Source organism: Streptomyces sp. NPDC002324, from assembly GCF_053593335.1.
On record NZ_JBSFCF010000016.1, the window covers coordinates 79,031 to 94,639 of the forward strand.

18 protein-coding genes are annotated in these 15,609 nt (G+C 71.6%); 16 read left to right on the top strand and 2 right to left on the bottom strand.

Going from position 1 to position 15,609, the window contains the following annotated elements:
• Nucleotides 1-59 precede the first annotated feature (59 nt).
• The 11 genes from ACWCRJ_RS21855 to ACWCRJ_RS21905 all read left to right on the top strand — a co-directional run bounded on the left by ACWCRJ_RS21855 (nt 60) and on the right by ACWCRJ_RS21905 (nt 8,574).
• Nucleotides 60-458 (top strand): hypothetical protein, encoded by a 399-nt coding sequence (locus tag ACWCRJ_RS21855; protein ID WP_450940834.1) that lies wholly within the window; start codon nt 60-62, stop codon nt 456-458.
• A gap of 81 nt (nt 459-539) precedes the next feature.
• Entirely contained in the window at nt 540-1,118 is a 579-nt protein-coding gene (locus tag ACWCRJ_RS21860; RefSeq protein WP_450940835.1) for a carbonic anhydrase, read from the top strand.
• Between the two features lie 56 nt (nt 1,119-1,174).
• Nucleotides 1,175-2,689: a SulP family inorganic anion transporter gene (locus ACWCRJ_RS21865; protein WP_450940904.1), complete on the top strand. Its 1,515-nt coding sequence runs from the start codon at nt 1,175-1,177 to the stop codon at nt 2,687-2,689.
• Between the two features lie 197 nt (nt 2,690-2,886).
• Nucleotides 2,887-3,723, top strand: a complete 837-nt coding sequence (locus ACWCRJ_RS21870) for a slipin family protein (protein WP_450940836.1) — start codon at nt 2,887-2,889, stop codon at nt 3,721-3,723.
• A 114-nt stretch (nt 3,724-3,837) separates the two neighbouring features.
• Complete coding sequence (locus ACWCRJ_RS21875) at nt 3,838-5,205, top strand: PhoX family protein (RefSeq protein ID WP_450940905.1); 1,368 nt, start codon at nt 3,838-3,840, stop codon at nt 5,203-5,205.
• A 154-nt stretch (nt 5,206-5,359) separates the two neighbouring features.
• Nucleotides 5,360-5,827, top strand: coding sequence for an AbfB domain-containing protein (locus tag ACWCRJ_RS21880; protein ID WP_450940837.1), 468 nt, complete (start codon nt 5,360-5,362; stop codon nt 5,825-5,827).
• A gap of 28 nt (nt 5,828-5,855) precedes the next feature.
• Nucleotides 5,856-6,197 (top strand): hypothetical protein, encoded by a 342-nt coding sequence (locus ACWCRJ_RS21885; protein ID WP_351402464.1) that lies wholly within the window; start codon nt 5,856-5,858, stop codon nt 6,195-6,197.
• A gap of 139 nt (nt 6,198-6,336) precedes the next feature.
• On the top strand, nt 6,337-7,149 hold the full coding sequence (locus ACWCRJ_RS21890; protein ID WP_450940906.1) for a helix-turn-helix domain-containing protein: 813 nt from the start codon (nt 6,337-6,339) through the stop codon (nt 7,147-7,149).
• On the top strand, nt 7,149-7,409 hold the full coding sequence (locus ACWCRJ_RS21895) for a DUF397 domain-containing protein (RefSeq protein WP_450940838.1): 261 nt from the start codon (nt 7,149-7,151) through the stop codon (nt 7,407-7,409). The genes ACWCRJ_RS21890 and ACWCRJ_RS21895 overlap by 1 nt, the downstream gene beginning before the upstream one ends.
• A 51-nt stretch (nt 7,410-7,460) precedes the next feature.
• Nucleotides 7,461-8,348, top strand: coding sequence for a polysaccharide deacetylase family protein (locus tag ACWCRJ_RS21900; protein ID WP_450940839.1), 888 nt, complete (start codon nt 7,461-7,463; stop codon nt 8,346-8,348).
• A gap of 34 nt (nt 8,349-8,382) precedes the next feature.
• On the top strand, nt 8,383-8,574 hold the full coding sequence (locus ACWCRJ_RS21905) for a hypothetical protein (protein WP_450940840.1): 192 nt from the start codon (nt 8,383-8,385) through the stop codon (nt 8,572-8,574).
• Here the strand turns inward: ACWCRJ_RS21905 and ACWCRJ_RS21910 are convergent.
• Nucleotides 8,566-9,237, bottom strand: a complete 672-nt coding sequence (locus ACWCRJ_RS21910) for an ABC transporter (RefSeq protein ID WP_450940841.1) — start codon at nt 9,235-9,237, stop codon at nt 8,566-8,568. The genes ACWCRJ_RS21905 and ACWCRJ_RS21910 overlap by 9 nt on opposite strands.
• Complete coding sequence (locus tag ACWCRJ_RS21915) at nt 9,237-10,163, bottom strand: ABC transporter ATP-binding protein (protein WP_450940842.1); 927 nt, start codon at nt 10,161-10,163, stop codon at nt 9,237-9,239. Before ACWCRJ_RS21915 ends, ACWCRJ_RS21910 begins: the two co-directional genes overlap by 1 nt.
• A 103-nt stretch (nt 10,164-10,266) precedes the next feature.
• On the opposite strand from ACWCRJ_RS21915, the gene ACWCRJ_RS21920 reads away from it, so the two are divergent.
• The 5 genes from ACWCRJ_RS21920 (at nt 10,267) to ACWCRJ_RS21940 (ending at nt 15,501) form a co-directional block, all read left to right on the top strand.
• A complete protein-coding gene (locus ACWCRJ_RS21920) occupies nt 10,267-11,007 on the top strand; it encodes a peptidyl-tRNA hydrolase (RefSeq protein WP_450940843.1) in 741 nt (246 codons plus the stop codon).
• A 415-nt stretch (nt 11,008-11,422) separates the two neighbouring features.
• Nucleotides 11,423-12,031, top strand: a complete 609-nt coding sequence (locus ACWCRJ_RS21925; protein ID WP_450940844.1) for a DUF4142 domain-containing protein — start codon at nt 11,423-11,425, stop codon at nt 12,029-12,031.
• A 120-nt stretch (nt 12,032-12,151) separates the two neighbouring features.
• Nucleotides 12,152-12,958, top strand: coding sequence for a DUF4142 domain-containing protein (locus ACWCRJ_RS21930; protein WP_450940845.1), 807 nt, complete (start codon nt 12,152-12,154; stop codon nt 12,956-12,958).
• A 161-nt stretch (nt 12,959-13,119) separates the two neighbouring features.
• A complete protein-coding gene (locus ACWCRJ_RS21935) occupies nt 13,120-14,478 on the top strand; it encodes a DUF692 domain-containing protein (RefSeq protein WP_450940846.1) in 1,359 nt (452 codons plus the stop codon).
• A gap of 249 nt (nt 14,479-14,727) precedes the next feature.
• Nucleotides 14,728-15,501: a DUF4142 domain-containing protein gene (locus tag ACWCRJ_RS21940; RefSeq protein WP_450940847.1), complete on the top strand. Its 774-nt coding sequence runs from the start codon at nt 14,728-14,730 to the stop codon at nt 15,499-15,501.
• The last annotated feature ends 108 nt before the right edge of the window (nt 15,502-15,609 follow it).

Sequence of the window (15,609 nt, forward strand, 5' to 3'; positions counted from 1 at the left end):
AAGTCGGGCAACTGTCGACGCGTGGGAGACACCGAGAACTGCCAGGGAGGAGGCCCCTATTGCGTGGTACGACGACCCGGACCGTCCTTTCGGCCCTAGCCGCCGTCCTGCTCACCCTCACGTTCTTCGCTCCCGCGGCTTCCTTCGCAGCCGCGCACACACCTGGTCACACCAAGGCCAAAGCCGAGCCCGGAAACACCCCCACCGCGAAGCCGGTGCGTGACAAGGCGGCCACCCACCGCTCGTGCGCACCCGCCCAGGACCCGACCGGTCCGCTCCGCACCCGCGACCGGCATCGCGCGGCACCGCACACCGTTCCAGGGCCCCCCGCGCGTCCGTCGCGGGAGGAGGACCCGGCGGCCGCGAGCCGGCCCGAACAGCCCTCGCCCCGGCACCACCCGGCGGCGAGATCCCGCGCGGCCCACACCCCGGCCGCCCTCCAGGTCTTCCGCTGCTGAGCCACGTCGGCCCGTTCCCCCCACACCTTGCCGTGCAAGCCCGACGCGCCACCGAGGCGCGCCAGGAGGAGTCACCACATCATGCAGCCCCTCATCGACAACGCCCGTACCTTCGGACAGCGCCCTGAGGAGTTCGCCAGGCTGGCCGAAGGCCAGTCCCCCGAGGTCCTGTTCATCACCTGCTCCGACTCGCGGGTCGTCCCGGCCCTGATCACGGGCGCCCGCCCCGGCGAGCTCTTCGAGCTGCGCACCGCCGGCAACATCGTCCCCCCGTACACCCCCGACCGCCCCACCGGTGAGACGGCCACCATCGAGTACGCCGTGGAGGTCCTCGGCGTCACCGACATCGTGGTCTGCGGACACTCGCACTGCGGCGCCGTCGGCGCCCTGGTGCGCGGCGACGACCTGGACGCCGTACCGGCCGTACGCGACTGGCTGACCCAGGCCACCCCGCGCCCCGAGGGGGCCGTCGAGGACCCGACCGTCGCCGACGGAGTGCAGAACCACGTCCTCAGCCAGCTCCTGCGCCTGCGCTCCTACCCCTGCGTGGAGAAGCGCCTCGCGGACGGCCGGCTGCGGCTGCGCGGCTGGTACTACGAGGTCCACACCGGTGCGGTGCGCGAACACCGCGCGGACACCGACCGGTTCGAGACCCTGTGAGCGACGGCCAGATGTCCGAGACGACCGAACAGCCCTCCGAGAGTTCCAGGACCTCCATGCCCCCCACCTCGTCCGCGTCCCCCCTCATATCCAGGTTCCCCCATCTGCGACAGGACTTCGGCGCCTCGCTCGTCGTGTTCCTGATCGCCCTCCCGCTGTGCGTGGGCGTCGCCGTCGCCTCCGGTGTCCCGGCCGAACTCGGCCTGGTCACCGGCATCGTGGGCGGTCTCGTCGCCGGTCTGATGCCCGGCAGCAGCCTCCAGGTCTCCGGCCCGGCGGCCGGTCTGACCGTGCTGGTCTTCGAGGCGGTGCGCCAGTTCGGGCTGCCCGCCCTCGGAGTGATCGTGCTCGCCGCCGGTCTGCTCCAGCTCGCCATGGGCGCGCTGAAGCTGGGCCGCTGGTTCCGCGCGATCTCGGTCTCCGTCGTCGAAGGCATGCTCGCCGGCATCGGCCTCGTGATCATCGCGGGCCAGCTCTACGCGGCGGCCGGCCTGAAGGCACCCGCCTCCGGCATCGACAAGATCACGGGCCTGCCCGGTGCCGCCGCCGACGCCCTCGGCTCCACCGCCGCGCTCGCCTCGCTCGCGATCGGCGCGGGCACCGTCGCCGTGATGGTGCTGTGGAAGCGCCTGCCGAAGAAGGCCCAGCTGGTCCCCGGCGCCCTCGTCGCGGTCCTGCTGGCCACGCTCGCCACGCTGGCCTTCAGCCTGCCGGTGGCGAACGTCGAGGTGAAGGGGCTGCTGGACGCCATCCAGCCCCCGGGCCTCGACGCCTTCGGCCAACTGGCGGACGTGGCGATCCTCGGCACGATCCTCGCGTTCACCCTCATCGCCTCCGCCGAGAGCCTGTTCAGCGCGGCGGCCGTGGACCGGATGCACGACGGTCCGCGCACCGCGTACGACAAGGAGCTGATGGCCCAGGGCGCGGGCAACACCGTGTGCGGGCTGCTGGGCGCGCTGCCGATGACAGCCGTGATCGTGCGCAGCTCCGCCAACCTCCAGGCCGGCGCGAGGACGAAGGCGTCCCGCGTTCTGCACGGCGTCTGGCTGCTGCTCTTCGCGGCCCTGCTGCCGGGCGCCCTCGCCCTGATCCCGCTGCCCGCCCTGGCCGGCATCCTCGTCCACGCGGGCTTCAAGCTGATCCCGTTCCGTGAGGTCGCCTCCCTGTGGCGCACCCACCGGGGCGAGGCGCTGATCCTGGTGGCCACGGCGGTGGCGATCGTCGCGGTCAACATGTTCGAGGGTGTGCTGATCGGTCTGGCCCTCTCCGTGGCCAAGACCGCCTGGGAGGCCTCGCACATCAAGCTGGAGGTCATCGACAAGGGTGCCGGGCCCGTCCAGGCCCACCTCTCCGGCAACGCGACCTTCCTGCGCCTGCCGAAGATCCTCGACAACCTGGAGTCCCTCCCCCAGGACCGCCCGGTGGAGCTCCACCTCACCGGCCTGCACCACCTCGACCACGCCTGCCGCACGGCCCTGGAGAACTGGGCCTCCCGCCACAGCGCGACGGGCACGGAACCGGTACGCATGACGGTGCCGGAACTGGAGAAGGCGACCTCGGGCACATCCTGACCCGGCCCCGGCGCCCGGTGCCCCGGCCTACCCGCCGGGGCACCGGGCGGCTCCGTCCGCCCCCTGCGCAGCACCCCACCCCGCCCACCCGGCAGGCGCCGGGGAGTGAAACCCACCCCCGGCCGACAGTCGCCCCGCCCCCGCCTCCGGCATATCGTGGTAGTCGCACCGATAGCGGACGACTCAAGGGGGTCGTCATGGTCGAGACGCTGCTCATCACCGCCGCGGCGGTCGGCTCCGCCGCGGTCGTCTACGTCGCCGCCGCGGCCCGGGTCGTCAAGCAGTACGAGCGAGGCGTGGTCTTCCGCCTCGGCCGGCTGCGGGGCACCCCCAGGAACCCCGGGTTCACCATGGTCGTCCCCGGCATCGACCACATCCGCAAGGTCAACATGCAGATCGTGACGATGCCCGTCCCGGCGCAGGAGGGCATCACCCGCGACAACGTCACCGTACGCGTCGACGCGGTCGTCTACTTCCAGGTCGTGGACGCGGCCAACGCGGTCGTCCAGGTCGAGGACTACCGCTTCGCCGTCTCCCAGATGGCCCAGACCTCCCTGCGTTCGATCATCGGCAAGAGCGATCTCGACGATCTGCTCTCCAACCGCGAGAAGCTCAACCAGGGCCTGGAGCTGATGATCGACAGCCCCGCCGTGGAGTGGGGCGTCACCATCGACCGCGTGGAGATCAAGGACGTCTCCCTCCCCGACACCATGAAGCGCTCCATGGCCCGCCAGGCCGAGGCCGACCGAGAACGCCGGGCCCGCATCATCAACGCCGACGCGGAGCTGCAGGCTTCCAAGAAGCTCGCGGAAGCCGCCCAGCAGATGTCCGAGCAGCCCGCCGCCCTCCAACTCCGCCTGCTGCAGACGGTGGTGGCGGTCGCCGCGGAGAAGAACTCCACCCTCGTCCTCCCCTTCCCGGTGGAACTCCTGCGCTTCCTGGAGCGAGCCCAGGCGGGCCCCCCGCCGGACCCGCCGGGGCGGGCCCGGCCACCCTCCCCGCCCCCCGCGTCCGCTCCCCCTCCGACCGAGTGACACGGCGGCGACTCCTCCGCTTCCTTCTACGCGCGTGGTTCACGTGGCCGTGACCGCGTGATACACACAGGCGGGTCACATCCTGTCCGCCAACAGGAAGGTAGTCCCGTGTCAGTGACCCGTCGTCAGGCCCTCGCCCGTTCCGGCGCAGGCATCGCAGGAATCGCGTTCACTGGAGCCCTCTCCGAACTCTTCGCGGGCTCGGCCGCCGCGCAGAGCGACCTCGGCCACTCCGGCTACGGCCCCCTGATCCCCGACCCGAACGGTCTGCTCGACCTGCCGAAAGGTTTCCGCTATCAGGTCCTCTCCCGCGAGGGCGACGCCCTGCGCTCCGGCGAGGGCCTGGTCCCCAGCAACCACGACGGCATGTCCGCCTTCCCCGGCAGACACGGACGGGTCCACCTCGTCCGCAACCACGAGAACCGGCACACCGGCCGCATCCCGGTCCCCACGGTCGAGGGCCTGACCTACGACCCGATGGGCAAGGGCGGCTGTACGTCCCTGACGCTCGACGCCCGCGGCAAGGTCCTCGCGGAGGGCGTCGCCATCGCCGGCACGGCAGTCAACTGCGCGGGCGGGCCGACCCCTTGGGGCACCTGGCTGACCTGCGAGGAGACCGAGGACAGAGCGGGCACCAACGGCTACACCAAGGACCACGGCTTCATCTTCGAGGTGGACGCGGCCGACCCGCGCCGCTCGGGTGCCGTGCCCCTGACCGCGATGGGCCGCTTCCAGCACGAGGCGATCGCCGTCGACCCCAAGCGCGGTGTGGTCTACGAGACGGAGGACGCCTTCGAGCGCCCCTTCGGCCTCTTCTACCGCTTCCTTCCCGACAAGCCCAAGGGCGGCCTCGGCTCCCTCCGCGCGGGTGGCCGCCTCCAGGCGATGCGGGTCCCGGGCGTACCCGACCTCTCCCCCATCCAGGAGCCCGGAGCCCGCTTCGACGGCATCGAGTGGGTCGACGTCCCCGACCCCCTGGCCAGGACGACGGCCATCCGCCACCAGGACTTCGGCCCCAAGGGCATCACCCACGCGCAGAAACTCGAAGGCTGCTACTGGGGCGGCCGCTGCGTGTACTTCGTCTCGTCCTTCGCCCGCAGCGCGGACGGTTCGGCCGCCGACCACTACGGCCAGATCTGGCGCTACGACCCCGACCACCGCACCCTCACGCTGGTGATCGCCTTCGGCCCCGACACCGACCTCCAGCTCCCCGGCGAGTCCCCCGACAACATCTGCCTCGCCCCCTCGGGCGGCCTCATGGTCTGTGAGGACGGCAACGGCGCCCAGCACGTCTACGGCGTCACCCGCCGCGGCGAGGTCTATGCCATGGCCCGCAACGCCCAGAACATCGGTACCCCGACCGACCCCGAATGGGGCGAGTTCGCCGGCGTCACCTTCTCCCCCGACGGCCGGACGATGTACGTCAACTGCTATGTCCCGGGCACCACTTTCGCGGTGACGGGCCCATGGCGTCGCGCCTGACCATGACCTGAGACAAGGAAGGGTGGACGCCAGGCCGGGGCGTCCACCCTTCCCTTGTGCAACGGTGGCGTGCGCTCTCCCGGCGGCGCATCATGGGAGAAAGTGCCGCCGCATTCGGCCCTGACACACAAATGGACCCACCTCGAGGGGCACCATGTCTGTCAAACTCTCACTCTTCTCGAATAACTTCCCGGATTTCTTCATCATCGACCAGGACGGTTCTGTCGACATCGCCGAGATCGATTCGGACGAAGACCGCAGGGACGCCACGCTCGAGTGGACCGGTCCCCAGATGAGTCTCGGTGAGACCGGACAACTGCTGCGAGCCAAGGAGCCGCTGGGATTCTGCCTGCGCATCATGTCGTTCGACGAATTCCGCATAGACAGCAAGTTCTTCACCGGGATCATCGACCCCGACGTGGCGGCCGAGGTCCGCGCGGACTCGACCTTCACTCTCGTACCGGCGGAGATCGACCCTGCCCAGTTCTCCTTCCGCTCCGTGAGATTCCCCGACCGTTTCCTCCGGCACCGGGACTTCCATCTCTTCGCCGAGCGGGTGAACACTCCCGCGGAACTCCAGTCCGCATGCTTCAGGAGAAACGCTCCCCTCGCGTCCCCGTAAACCGTTCGAGATCATCCGGAGGATTTCCATGTCGGTTCTCGCCAAGCTTCTGGAGCTGACCGCGGCCACGGCCCAGGACAGCGACGGGCAGGACGAAATAGTCATGAGCCGGGTCGGCGGCGTCCAGTTCTTCCCCACGAGCGGCACCGTGTCCATGTCCGAGGGCACCACGGAGGAGCTGAACATCTTCATCCCCATCTTCGACAGCGACGCAAAACTCGCACTGCACGAAGTGGACGCGGGTTCCGGCATGCCGGCCAGCCTCGTGGGAACCGTCTCCCTCAAGGCCAACGAGGCCGGCAACGGCAAGATCCGCAAGCGGTTCGAGGGCGCGGGCGCGCTGTACGAACTGACCTACGTGGTCAACTGAGCCCTCTCGCGGGGCCCACCACATGTACGGCTCCAGGCCGTACATGTGTGTTCGATGGACAGTACGCGTAACCGTTGGTGACTTTGGGTGAGTTGGTGGTGGGGAGATCCGACTCATCTGGAGGTGGCCGAGCGTGAGTGTGGACTGGGAGCCGGACCCGTCCGACAGCCTGAAGACGTTCGGGGCGTTCGTGCAGGCGCTGCGCGAGCATCACGGGTACACGAGGGAGCAGTTCGCGCCGCTGGTGGCGTTCAGTGTGCACACGGTCGCCTTGATCGAACTGGGGAGGCGGATGGCGGACGAGGTGTTCGTGGAGCGGGCGGATCGGGTGCTGGGGGACATGGGGGCGTTGCTCAGGGCGGCGAAGCACCTGTCACGACAGCCGGGGTTGGCGTCATGGTTCCGGAAGTGGGCGCGGCTGGAGGGTCAAGCGGTCAGTCTGAGTACGTACGAGTGCCGGTTGGTGCCGGGGCTGTTGCAGTCGGAGCCGTACGTGCGGGCGGTGTTCGGGGAGAGCATTCCGCCTCTGGCCGACGAGCAACTCGAAGCCCAGGTGACGGCTCGCATGGATCGGCAGCGGCTGTTCCGCGAGCGGCCCAACACCTCTTTCAGCTTCATCATCGAGGAGGCTGTCATCCGGCGGGAGTTGGGCGGTCCGGAGGTCACGCGCGCGATGCTCAAACACCTCCTGGAGCACATGCGGCTCCGGAACATCGTGGTTCAGATCATGCCTCTGAGCAGCAAGCACCACGCCTGTCTCGACGGCTCGCTACGGCTCCTTGAACTGCCTGACGGACGGCGTCACGCATACTCCGAAGGCCAACAGAACGGACGGTTGATCTCTGACGTGAAAGAGGTCAGCCTACTCAACCAGCGGTATGCGACACTGCGCTCGCAGGCCCTCAGCCCGGCCGACTCGGAGGGCCTGTTGGAGCGAATGCGAGGAGCGTAATGAGCAGGTCCGAACTCGCCTGGTTCAAGAGCAGCTACAGCGGCACTCAGGGCGACAGCTGCGTCGAGATCGCGCTCGCCTGGCGAAAGTCGACGTACAGCGGCACTCAAGGCGACGACTGCGTAGAAGTCGCCACCCGCCCCTCCACCATCCACGTCCGTGACTCCAAGCTCCCCGCCAGCCCGGAGCTGTCCCTCTCCCCCGTCGCCTGGGCCCCCTTCATCGCCCAGGTGGGTGACTTCGTGCCGGACTCCTTGTAATCCGGCAGCCAATTCGACTGTCCACTGACCCCATCACCGTACTTTCGTACGGTGATCAGCCCTGTACGAAGAATCACCGCGCTCTGCGCACTCGGCGCGCTCGGCGCCGCCCTCACCGCCTGTGGCGCGCCGCACGCCTCCACGCGCATCGTCAATGCCACCGCGAGCCCCACGGCCGTGTCGTCGTCCCGGCCGCCCACGCTCGCGCCGGGTCCGGCGGGGCTGACCCCGGTGTTCGAGCACGGTCTGCGGAGCCGTAGGGACAAGACCGTCGCGCTCACCTTCGACGCGGACATGACCGCGAACCAGGGAGCGCGGGCCGCCGAGGGGGAACGGTTCGACAATCCGGAGCTGATCGCCGCGCTGCGGCAGCTGAAGGTTCCGGCCACGGTGTTCATGACGGGGCGATGGGTCGAGGAGTACCCGATCCAGGCGCGGTCCATCGGCCGGGACCCCCTGTTCGAGGTGGCGAACCACTCGTACAGCCATCACGCCTTCACCGAGGAATGCCACGGCCTGCCGACCATGGCGCCGGGGCGGATGCGGGCGGACCTGGAGCGGGCCTACCGGGTGTTCCGGGAGGCGGGGGTCCGGGATCCCATGCCGTACTTCCGGTTCCCCGGCGGCTGCTACGACCGTCGCGCGCTGCGGAACCTGAGCGCGTCCGGGGTGACGGCGGTGCAGTGGGACGTGGTGAGCGGGGACGCGTTCGCGACGGACGCGGACGACGTGGTGCGGGAGGTGCTGGGCGGGGTGCGGCCGGGATCCATCGTGGTCATGCACTGCACACGGAGTGCCGCGCCGGTCACGGAGATGGCCGTACGGAAGATCGTGCCGGCGCTTCGGGAGCGTGGGTTCCGGTTCGTGAAGGTGTCGGAGCTGGTCGGGAGCACGGCGGCGACGGCGGCCAGAGCGGCGAGACCGGCGAAAGCGCCCTGAGCCGGCCTCCACCCGCTCGCCCTACGCTGGACATATGAGCGACTACTGCGGCACCGAGCACCCGACCGCGGCTGAGGCGTCCGCCCAGGGCACGCCCGACGGCCCGCCCTTCGCCGAGTGCGTCCTGTGCCAGAAGCCCACCGAATACCCGGAGTCCCACAAGGGGATCACCCTGTGCCCGGTGTGCGAGTGGCGGGAGGCCGAGCGGACCGCCTGTTCAGGCTGAGCGGCGGGTGGTCAGGGCGCAGGCCACGGCGGTGGCGGCGGCCGTGAGGAGCCCGGCGGCGAGCAGCGGCAGGACGGGCACCGGGATCGTCGCGCGCTGCGAGCCGTCGACCAGGGCGGTGACCGCCGCCCGGGCCGGGGAACCGGCCACCACCAGGGCCAGCAGCGCGCCGAGCAGGAGGGCGGGGACGGCCCGGCCCGGCGAGCGCAGCAGCGGCCAGTTGGTGAGCGCGCCGACGGCCGTGCCGAGGAGGGCGCAGACGAGGGCGGCCAGGAGGCCCGCGCCGCCCGCCGGAAGCGCCTCGACACGGGTCTGGTGGTCCGTGCTCGTGGGGGCGCTGATGAGCGTGACGAGGACCGTGGCCGCCGTCCCGAGCAGCGCCGCCGCCCCGAACGCGACGAGGACACAGGCCAGGTGCGCCCGGCCCGGTCCGGCCGCCGCACTCGTACAACTGCGGGCGGCGGGCGGCTCGTTGGTGACACAGATCCGCATCAGCCAGGCGGACACGGGCAGCAGCGCGGCGGCCGTGTAGCCGAGCGAGTCGAGCACCGGCTGCCCGCGCTGCACACCGACGGCGAGGAACGCCGCGTACAGGATGACGGGCGGCAGCCAGCGCTGGGAGCGGACGAGAAGGGCCGCCTGGTAGCGGAGGAGGGCGGTCATCAGGAGCGTTCCCCTTCAAGCGCGGGTTCCGGTTCGGACGGGGTGGCCGCGGGTGCCGGGCCCACGCTCACCACGTGCCACGCGGGGCGGGCCTCCAGCAACGCCCTGAGCAGCGCGTCCGAGGCCGCCGCCGGGACGGTGAAGCGGTGTGTCCCGGAGCCCGTCTCCTCGACGAGGGTCGCCAACGTCCGCGCCGACTGCGGGACGTGCCGCCCCGAAGGCCCACGCCCCTCGACCACGGCAGCGGCGGCGGCCGGCGCCTCGTCCGCCGCCGCCTCCGCTCGCGCGGTCCCCGTCCCCTCCAGGAGAGCGAGCGCGCCCCCGACCACCGCGTACGTCGCGTCCGCCGCCCCCGCGAGCCGCCGCGGGTCATGGTCGACGAACACCACCGCGGCCCCGGCGGCGGTCCGCTCGACCACCGCGCGCTCCAGCTCCTCGCGAGCGTCGGCGTCCAGGCCGGTCCACGCCTCGTCGAGGACGAGCAACTCCGGTGCGGCGAGCAGGGCCTGGGCCACGGCGACCTTCTGGCTGCTGCCCTTGGACAGCTCCCCCATGGGCGTACGGGCGTACTCGGCGGCCCCGAAGCGCTCCAGCCACCCGGCGGCGGCGCGGGCGGCGGCCGGGCGGTCCAGGCCGTGGACGGCGCCGAGGTGGGTGAGGTACTCGGCGGCGGTGAACGGCAGCGCGGCGGGGAAGCGTTCGGGGACGTACGCCGTGCGCGGGCGCCCCGTGGCCCGGCCCACCGTGGGCGCGTCGAGCCCGGCGAGGACGCGGAGCAGCGTCGACTTGCCGGTGCCGTTCGCGCCCTCGACCCGGGTCAGCGTGCCGGGGGCGATCTCCAGGTCGACGCCGCGCAGCACCCAGGGTCCCCGGAAACCGTAGCGGCGGCCGACTCCTTCCAGCCTCAGCGGTAACTCACGTTCCATGCCCCCATCCTCGTACAGGCGAACGAGCGCGGGGCGGGTTCGGAGTCAGCACGGGGTGCGTACGGGTCGGGGCCCGGCCCTTTTCGCCTGGCAGACTGGGCGGGTGACCACGAGCGACGCGATCCCCGCCCCGGCCCCCACCGCCCCCCGGGACAGCCCCTTCCGGGACGAGCGGACCGCGCGCGACGAGGCGCCGCAGTTCGTGCTGCCCCTGGTCGCGCGCATCGAGCGGGGCGCTCCCCCGGCGCGTACGGACGCGCTGGAGACGGCGGCGCGGGCGGTGCTGGTGATGCTGAGCGACGCGCGGTCACTGGGCGACGGGGAATGGGCCGAGGCGATGCGGAACTGGCAGGACGCCCGGATCCGGAAGGTGGTCCGGCGGGCACGCGGAGCGGAGTGGCGGCGGGCCGAGGCGCTGCCGGGGATCACCGTGGCGGGCGGGTCGGCCGAGGTACGCGTCTTCCCGCCGGTCCCCCTCGACGGGTGGCCCAAGGACCTGGCCCGCCTCCAGGTCTCCGGCACGGACCTCGACGACCCCGAACCGCCGGCCGAGCCCGACCCCGCCGCCCCGGTGCTCTGGCTGAACCCCGAGGTCGAGATGTCGGCGGGCAAGGCGATGGCCCAGGCCGGCCACGGCGCCCAGCTCGCCTGGTGGGACCTCGACGCCCCGGCCCGCGCCACCTGGCGGGACGCGGGCTTCCCTCTCGCGGTCCGCACCACCACCCCGGCCCACTGGAGGACCCTCACCACCGCCGGCCTCCCCCTCGTCCGCGACGCCGGCTTCACCGAGGTCGCTCCGGGCTCCAGCACGGTCGTCGCGGACCACCGCTCCCTGCGCACCTGAGCCCCGGGCCCACCGGCCCGCCGCCCCTACCCGTCCCAGGGGCTGCGCCCCTTCGCCCCCGGCCGCGGGTCCGGTGGGGGCTTCTCGCGCGGTTCCCCCCGCCCCTTGCGGGCCTACGGCCGCTCAGGGGCGAAAAGCACGGGGCGCAGCCCCTGCTTTTCAGGGGCGCGGGGAACTGCGCGCCCGCCCCCACCCACCCACCCACCCACCCACAGCCGAACAGCCGGCCCCTCGCCGCCGGCACCGGACACCCACCCCGCACCCGGCCCGCGCCCCGCTGAATCGTGTCCGCCTGAACCGCATCTCCTCAGCCGGTTCAAAGCCCGTTGAACAACTCCGCGGCCCCGCACGTACTTGACGGCACTGGCCAAGTAACTGCCCCAACGACCAGTTGGCATCATCCGGGAGGATCATCTTGCCGCGTTTCAACGGCTCGCTCATCGCCGGCCTGGCTCTCGTCGTCACCGTAGGCGCGCTGGCGTTCCCCGTATGGTCCTACGCCGACCGCTCGGGCACCGCCCAGGCCAATATGGCCGCCGGCTCGGTGAACACCCAGTGGGGGCCGCTGACGGCCTCCGACCGGGACCTGATCATCCGCGTACGCCTCGCGGGACTGTGGGAACTGCCCGCCGCCGAGAAGGCGATGGCGCGGTCGAGCAGCCCCCAGGTGAAGGAGGCGGCGGACCACCTGATCGTGGGTCACAAGGACCTCGACGAACGGGTGCGGGCCGTGGCGTCCCAGCTGGGCGTGGAGCTGCCGAACGTGCCGAACGAGCAGCAGCAGGGCTTCCTCCAGCAGATGGACAACGCCACGGACGACCAGTTCGACCGGGTGTGGGCCAACCTGCTGCGTTCCGCCCACGGCAAGATCTTCCCGGCCATCGGGACGATCCGGAACCAGACCGAGAACACCCTGGTGCGCCAGCTGGCCTCGGACACCAACCAGACCGTGCTCGACCACATCACGATGCTGGAGAAGACCGGCCAGGTCGACTTCGACGCCATCGCCAACGGCACGATCTGACGCGGCCCCGGACCCGCCCCCGAGCGGCGGCCACGGACCAGGCACACCCGGCGGTCACCCGCCGCACCCCAAGCAACAGTCAGACCCCAACGATCAGTTGGTTTCCTCCGGGAGGCTCTTTTGCGACGCTCCAAGGGCTCAGTCCTCGTCGCCCTGGCGATCGCCGGCACACTCACCGCGGTCGCCTATCCCATCTTCTACTCGTACCCCAACCGCAACGCGACGGCCGCGGCCGCGCTCACCGGTGACACGGTGACCACGCAGTGGGGGCCGCTCACCCCCGGCGACCGCGACCTGCTCATCCGCGTGCGGCTGGCGGGCCTGTGGGAGCTGCCGGCCGGGCAGCAGGCCCTGGAGCGAAGCGGCAGCAAGTCCGTCAGGGAGGCCGCGGACCACCTGATCAAGGGCCACACCGACCTGGACAAGCGGTCCCGGATCATCGCGGCGAAGCTGGGCGTCGAGCTGCCCAACCAGCCGACGGCGGAGCAGCAGGGCTTCCTGGACCAGATGACCGCCGCGAAGACCGAGGCCGACTACAACAAGGTCTGGGCGAACCTGCTGCGGACCGCCCACGGCAAGATCTTCCCGGCGATCGCCTCCGTGCGGAACTCCACCCGCAACACGCTGATCCGCCAGCTGGCCTCCGACGCCAACCAGACCGTGCTGGACCACATCACGATCCTGGAGGCCACCGGCGAGGTCGACTTCGCGACCATCGCCCAGAACTCGGTCACCGGTACCGCGAGCCCGACCGGCCCGCCGCCGCCCGTCGCCGGTCAGGTGCCGCCCGCGGCGCCCCCCGCCGAGCCGTCCACCAACCCGGACGTGAAGTCGCGCCCGTCGCCCTTCCCGGGCAACCAGGTCCCCACCGGCCGTCCGGACCCGGAGGAGATCAACAAGGACCAGGGTCAGCCGGCGGTCCAGTAGAAAGCTCGACGGAAAGCTCAAATGTTGCTCTGAAGGTCCCCTCCCCGGGGTTCGGTCCCGTGTCCCGGGGCCATGACTCCGTCACACCGCAGCACAGGTCCGCCGTGAGGAGACGCACAGGGGCTGGTGAAGCCGTGGCCGATGTGACCGTGGAGGGGACGATGGAGCAGATCGCACAGTTGGGGACGGGGATCGGCTGGCGGCCGGAGATCGCCGACGCCGTCGAGCGCATGGCCGGGCGGGCGGGCGGTGTCGACTGGGTCGAGGTCGTCGCCGAGAACGTCTGCCCCGGACACGTCCACGAGTCGCTGCTGCGCCTGCGCGAGCGCGGCGTGACGGTGGTGCCGCACGGCGTCTCCCTGGGTCTCGGCGGCGCCGACCGCCCCGACGAGCAGCGCCTGCGCTCCCTCGCCGAGCGCGTGGAGGCACTGGGCGCCCCCCTCGTCACGGAGCACATCGCGTTCGTCCGGGCGGGGGGCGCGCTCACCGCGTCGCCGCGGCTGGAGGCCGGGCACCTGCTGCCGGTGCCGCGCACCCGGGACGCCCTGGACGTGCTGTGCGAGAACGTCCGCATCGCCCAGGACGCGCTGCCCGTGCCGCTCGCCCTGGAGAACATCGCCGCCCTGATCAACTGGCCCGGCGAGGACATGACCGAGGGACAGTTCCTCTACGACCTCGTCGACCGCACCGGCGTCCGGCTCCTCATCGACGTGGCGAACCTGCACACCAACCACGTCAACCGGGGCGAGGACCCCGCGAAGGCGCTCGACGAGCTGCCGGTCGAGGCCATCGCGTACGTCCATGTCGCGGGCGGCTTCGAACGGGACGGCGTCTGGCACGACAGCCACGCCCACCCCGTCCCCCGGCAGGTCCTCGACGTCCTCGCCGACCTCGCCTCCCGCGTGACCCCGCCGGGCGTCCTCCTGGAGCGCGACGACAACTTCCCCGAGCCGGACGAGCTGGAGCGGGAGCTGGAGTCGATCCGGGGCGTGCTGGAGAAGGCCGAGGTGCGCGGACCCGCGACGACGGTGCCCGCCACCGGGACGGCGCCCGCCGCGGAGGCCGAGGCCGAGCTCGTCGCCGAGTCCGAGTCCGAGGCCGAGCCCGTCGCCCGGCAGCGGCTCGGGCTCGCGCAGGCCGCGCTGCTGTCCGCGCTGATCGCGGGGACGCCGGTGCCCGAGGGGTTCGACCGGGTGCGGCTGGGGGTGCAGGCCCGGTCCCTCGCGGCCAAGCGGGCGGACGTCGTGGCGAAGGTGGCGCCGGAGCTGCCGGAGATCCTCGGCCCGTCGTACCGGCCGACGTTCGTGGCGTACGCGCAGGGCCACCCGATGACCGACGGCTACCGGCGTGACGCCCTGTCCTTCGCCGAGCACGTGCTGCTGACCGGCCGCCCGGGCGACGCGGACGTCCAGCGCGAGGTGCGCCGGTGGTGGCTGGAGCGCTCGGGCCCCGCCCCGCTGTCCCGGCGCCCCACGGCCCGGCTGGCCCGAGCGACCCGCAGGGTGCTGCTTCGCCGCTGACCCGGGGCGTTCACCCCGACATGTGCTGCGATTAACAAACCCGTTCCCCTCGCACGGGTTTGCCGTCGTTTGCGCCCTGTTCGCCCCGGTTGATCCACCGCTTCACCCGTCCCGTCCGCAGCGCTTTGCACCCTACTCAACCATTCCTCCGCATACGGCGGTTGACGCGACCGGGCAGTAACATACCGGTGCGTAGGCCGAGCAGCACCCGTCGCGCATGAGCGCGCGGTGCCGCGAGCAGGAGGCACCATGCGAACCACCAGGGGCAGAGGGGGACTTTTCAGTGGCACAGGACTCATCGTCGCCGGACTGACGGCGACGCTCATCGCACTGGTCTTCCCGGTCTGGTCGTACGCGGACCGCTCCGGCACCGACGTCAGCGTGCTCAACGCGACCACCATGACGACGCGGTACGGCCCGCTGTCCGCCCTGGACCGGGACTTCATCACGAAGGTCAGGCTGGCCGGCCTGTGGGAGCTGCCCGCCGGACAGCAGGCCGAGACGAAGGGCACCACCGCGGCCGTACGGACCGCCGGTGAGCACCTCATCGAGGGGCACACCTTCCTCGACGCCCGTGTCCGCGATGTCGCCGCGCGCCTGAACCTGCCGCTGCCCAACCAGCCGAACGACCAGCAGAAGGCGTGGCTGACCACCCTGGACGCGGCGCGGGGCGAGACCTACGACCGGGAGTTCGCGAACATCCTGCGCCTGGCGCACGGCAGGGTCTTCTCCGTGGTCGCCCAGGTCCGCGCCACCACCCGCAACTCACTGGTCCGCGCCCTCGCCGACGACGCCAACACCACCGTCCTGGACCACATCACGGTCCTGGAGGCCACCGGGCTCGTCGACTACGACGCGATCGCCCGCGACACCGTCTCCGCGAGCGCCCCGCCCCTCACCGGCTCCCCGGCCCCGCCCGCCGCACCGAACGACCCAGGCTCGCCGATCCCGGTGACGCCCTCCCCGTCCCCGTCGGTCTACACCCTGCCGCCGGCCGCCAACGGGCCGTCGGACGACGGCTAGCACCCCGGATCGCTCCGGGATGCCACCGGCGGCCTGGCAATTGCGGGCCGTAACGGCGTACGAACGAACGAGACCGGGAAGCTTCCCTCCGGATTCCGTACATCGCCC

Bases quoted from the DNA above. Each gene is read 5' to 3' on its own strand.
- ACWCRJ_RS21860 (WP_450940835.1), top strand. From the start codon at position 540: ATGCAGCCCCTCATCGACAACGCCCGTACCTTCGGACAGCGCCCTGAG.
- ACWCRJ_RS21865 (WP_450940904.1), top strand. From the start codon at position 1,175: ATGCCCCCCACCTCGTCCGCGTCCCCCCTCATATCCAGGTTCCCCCAT.
- ACWCRJ_RS21870 (WP_450940836.1), top strand. From the start codon at position 2,887: ATGGTCGAGACGCTGCTCATCACCGCCGCGGCGGTCGGCTCCGCCGCG.
- ACWCRJ_RS21880 (WP_450940837.1), top strand. From the start codon at position 5,360: ATGTCTGTCAAACTCTCACTCTTCTCGAATAACTTCCCGGATTTCTTC.
- ACWCRJ_RS21885 (WP_351402464.1), top strand. From the start codon at position 5,856: ATGTCGGTTCTCGCCAAGCTTCTGGAGCTGACCGCGGCCACGGCCCAG.
- ACWCRJ_RS21895 (WP_450940838.1), top strand. From the start codon at position 7,149: ATGAGCAGGTCCGAACTCGCCTGGTTCAAGAGCAGCTACAGCGGCACT.
- ACWCRJ_RS21905 (WP_450940840.1), top strand. From the start codon at position 8,383: ATGAGCGACTACTGCGGCACCGAGCACCCGACCGCGGCTGAGGCGTCC.
- ACWCRJ_RS21910 (WP_450940841.1), bottom strand. From the start codon at position 9,237: ATGACCGCCCTCCTCCGCTACCAGGCGGCCCTTCTCGTCCGCTCCCAG.
- ACWCRJ_RS21915 (WP_450940842.1), bottom strand. From the start codon at position 10,163: ATGGAACGTGAGTTACCGCTGAGGCTGGAAGGAGTCGGCCGCCGCTAC.
- ACWCRJ_RS21935 (WP_450940846.1), top strand. From the start codon at position 13,120: ATGGAGCAGATCGCACAGTTGGGGACGGGGATCGGCTGGCGGCCGGAG.
- ACWCRJ_RS21940 (WP_450940847.1), top strand. From the start codon at position 14,728: ATGCGAACCACCAGGGGCAGAGGGGGACTTTTCAGTGGCACAGGACTC.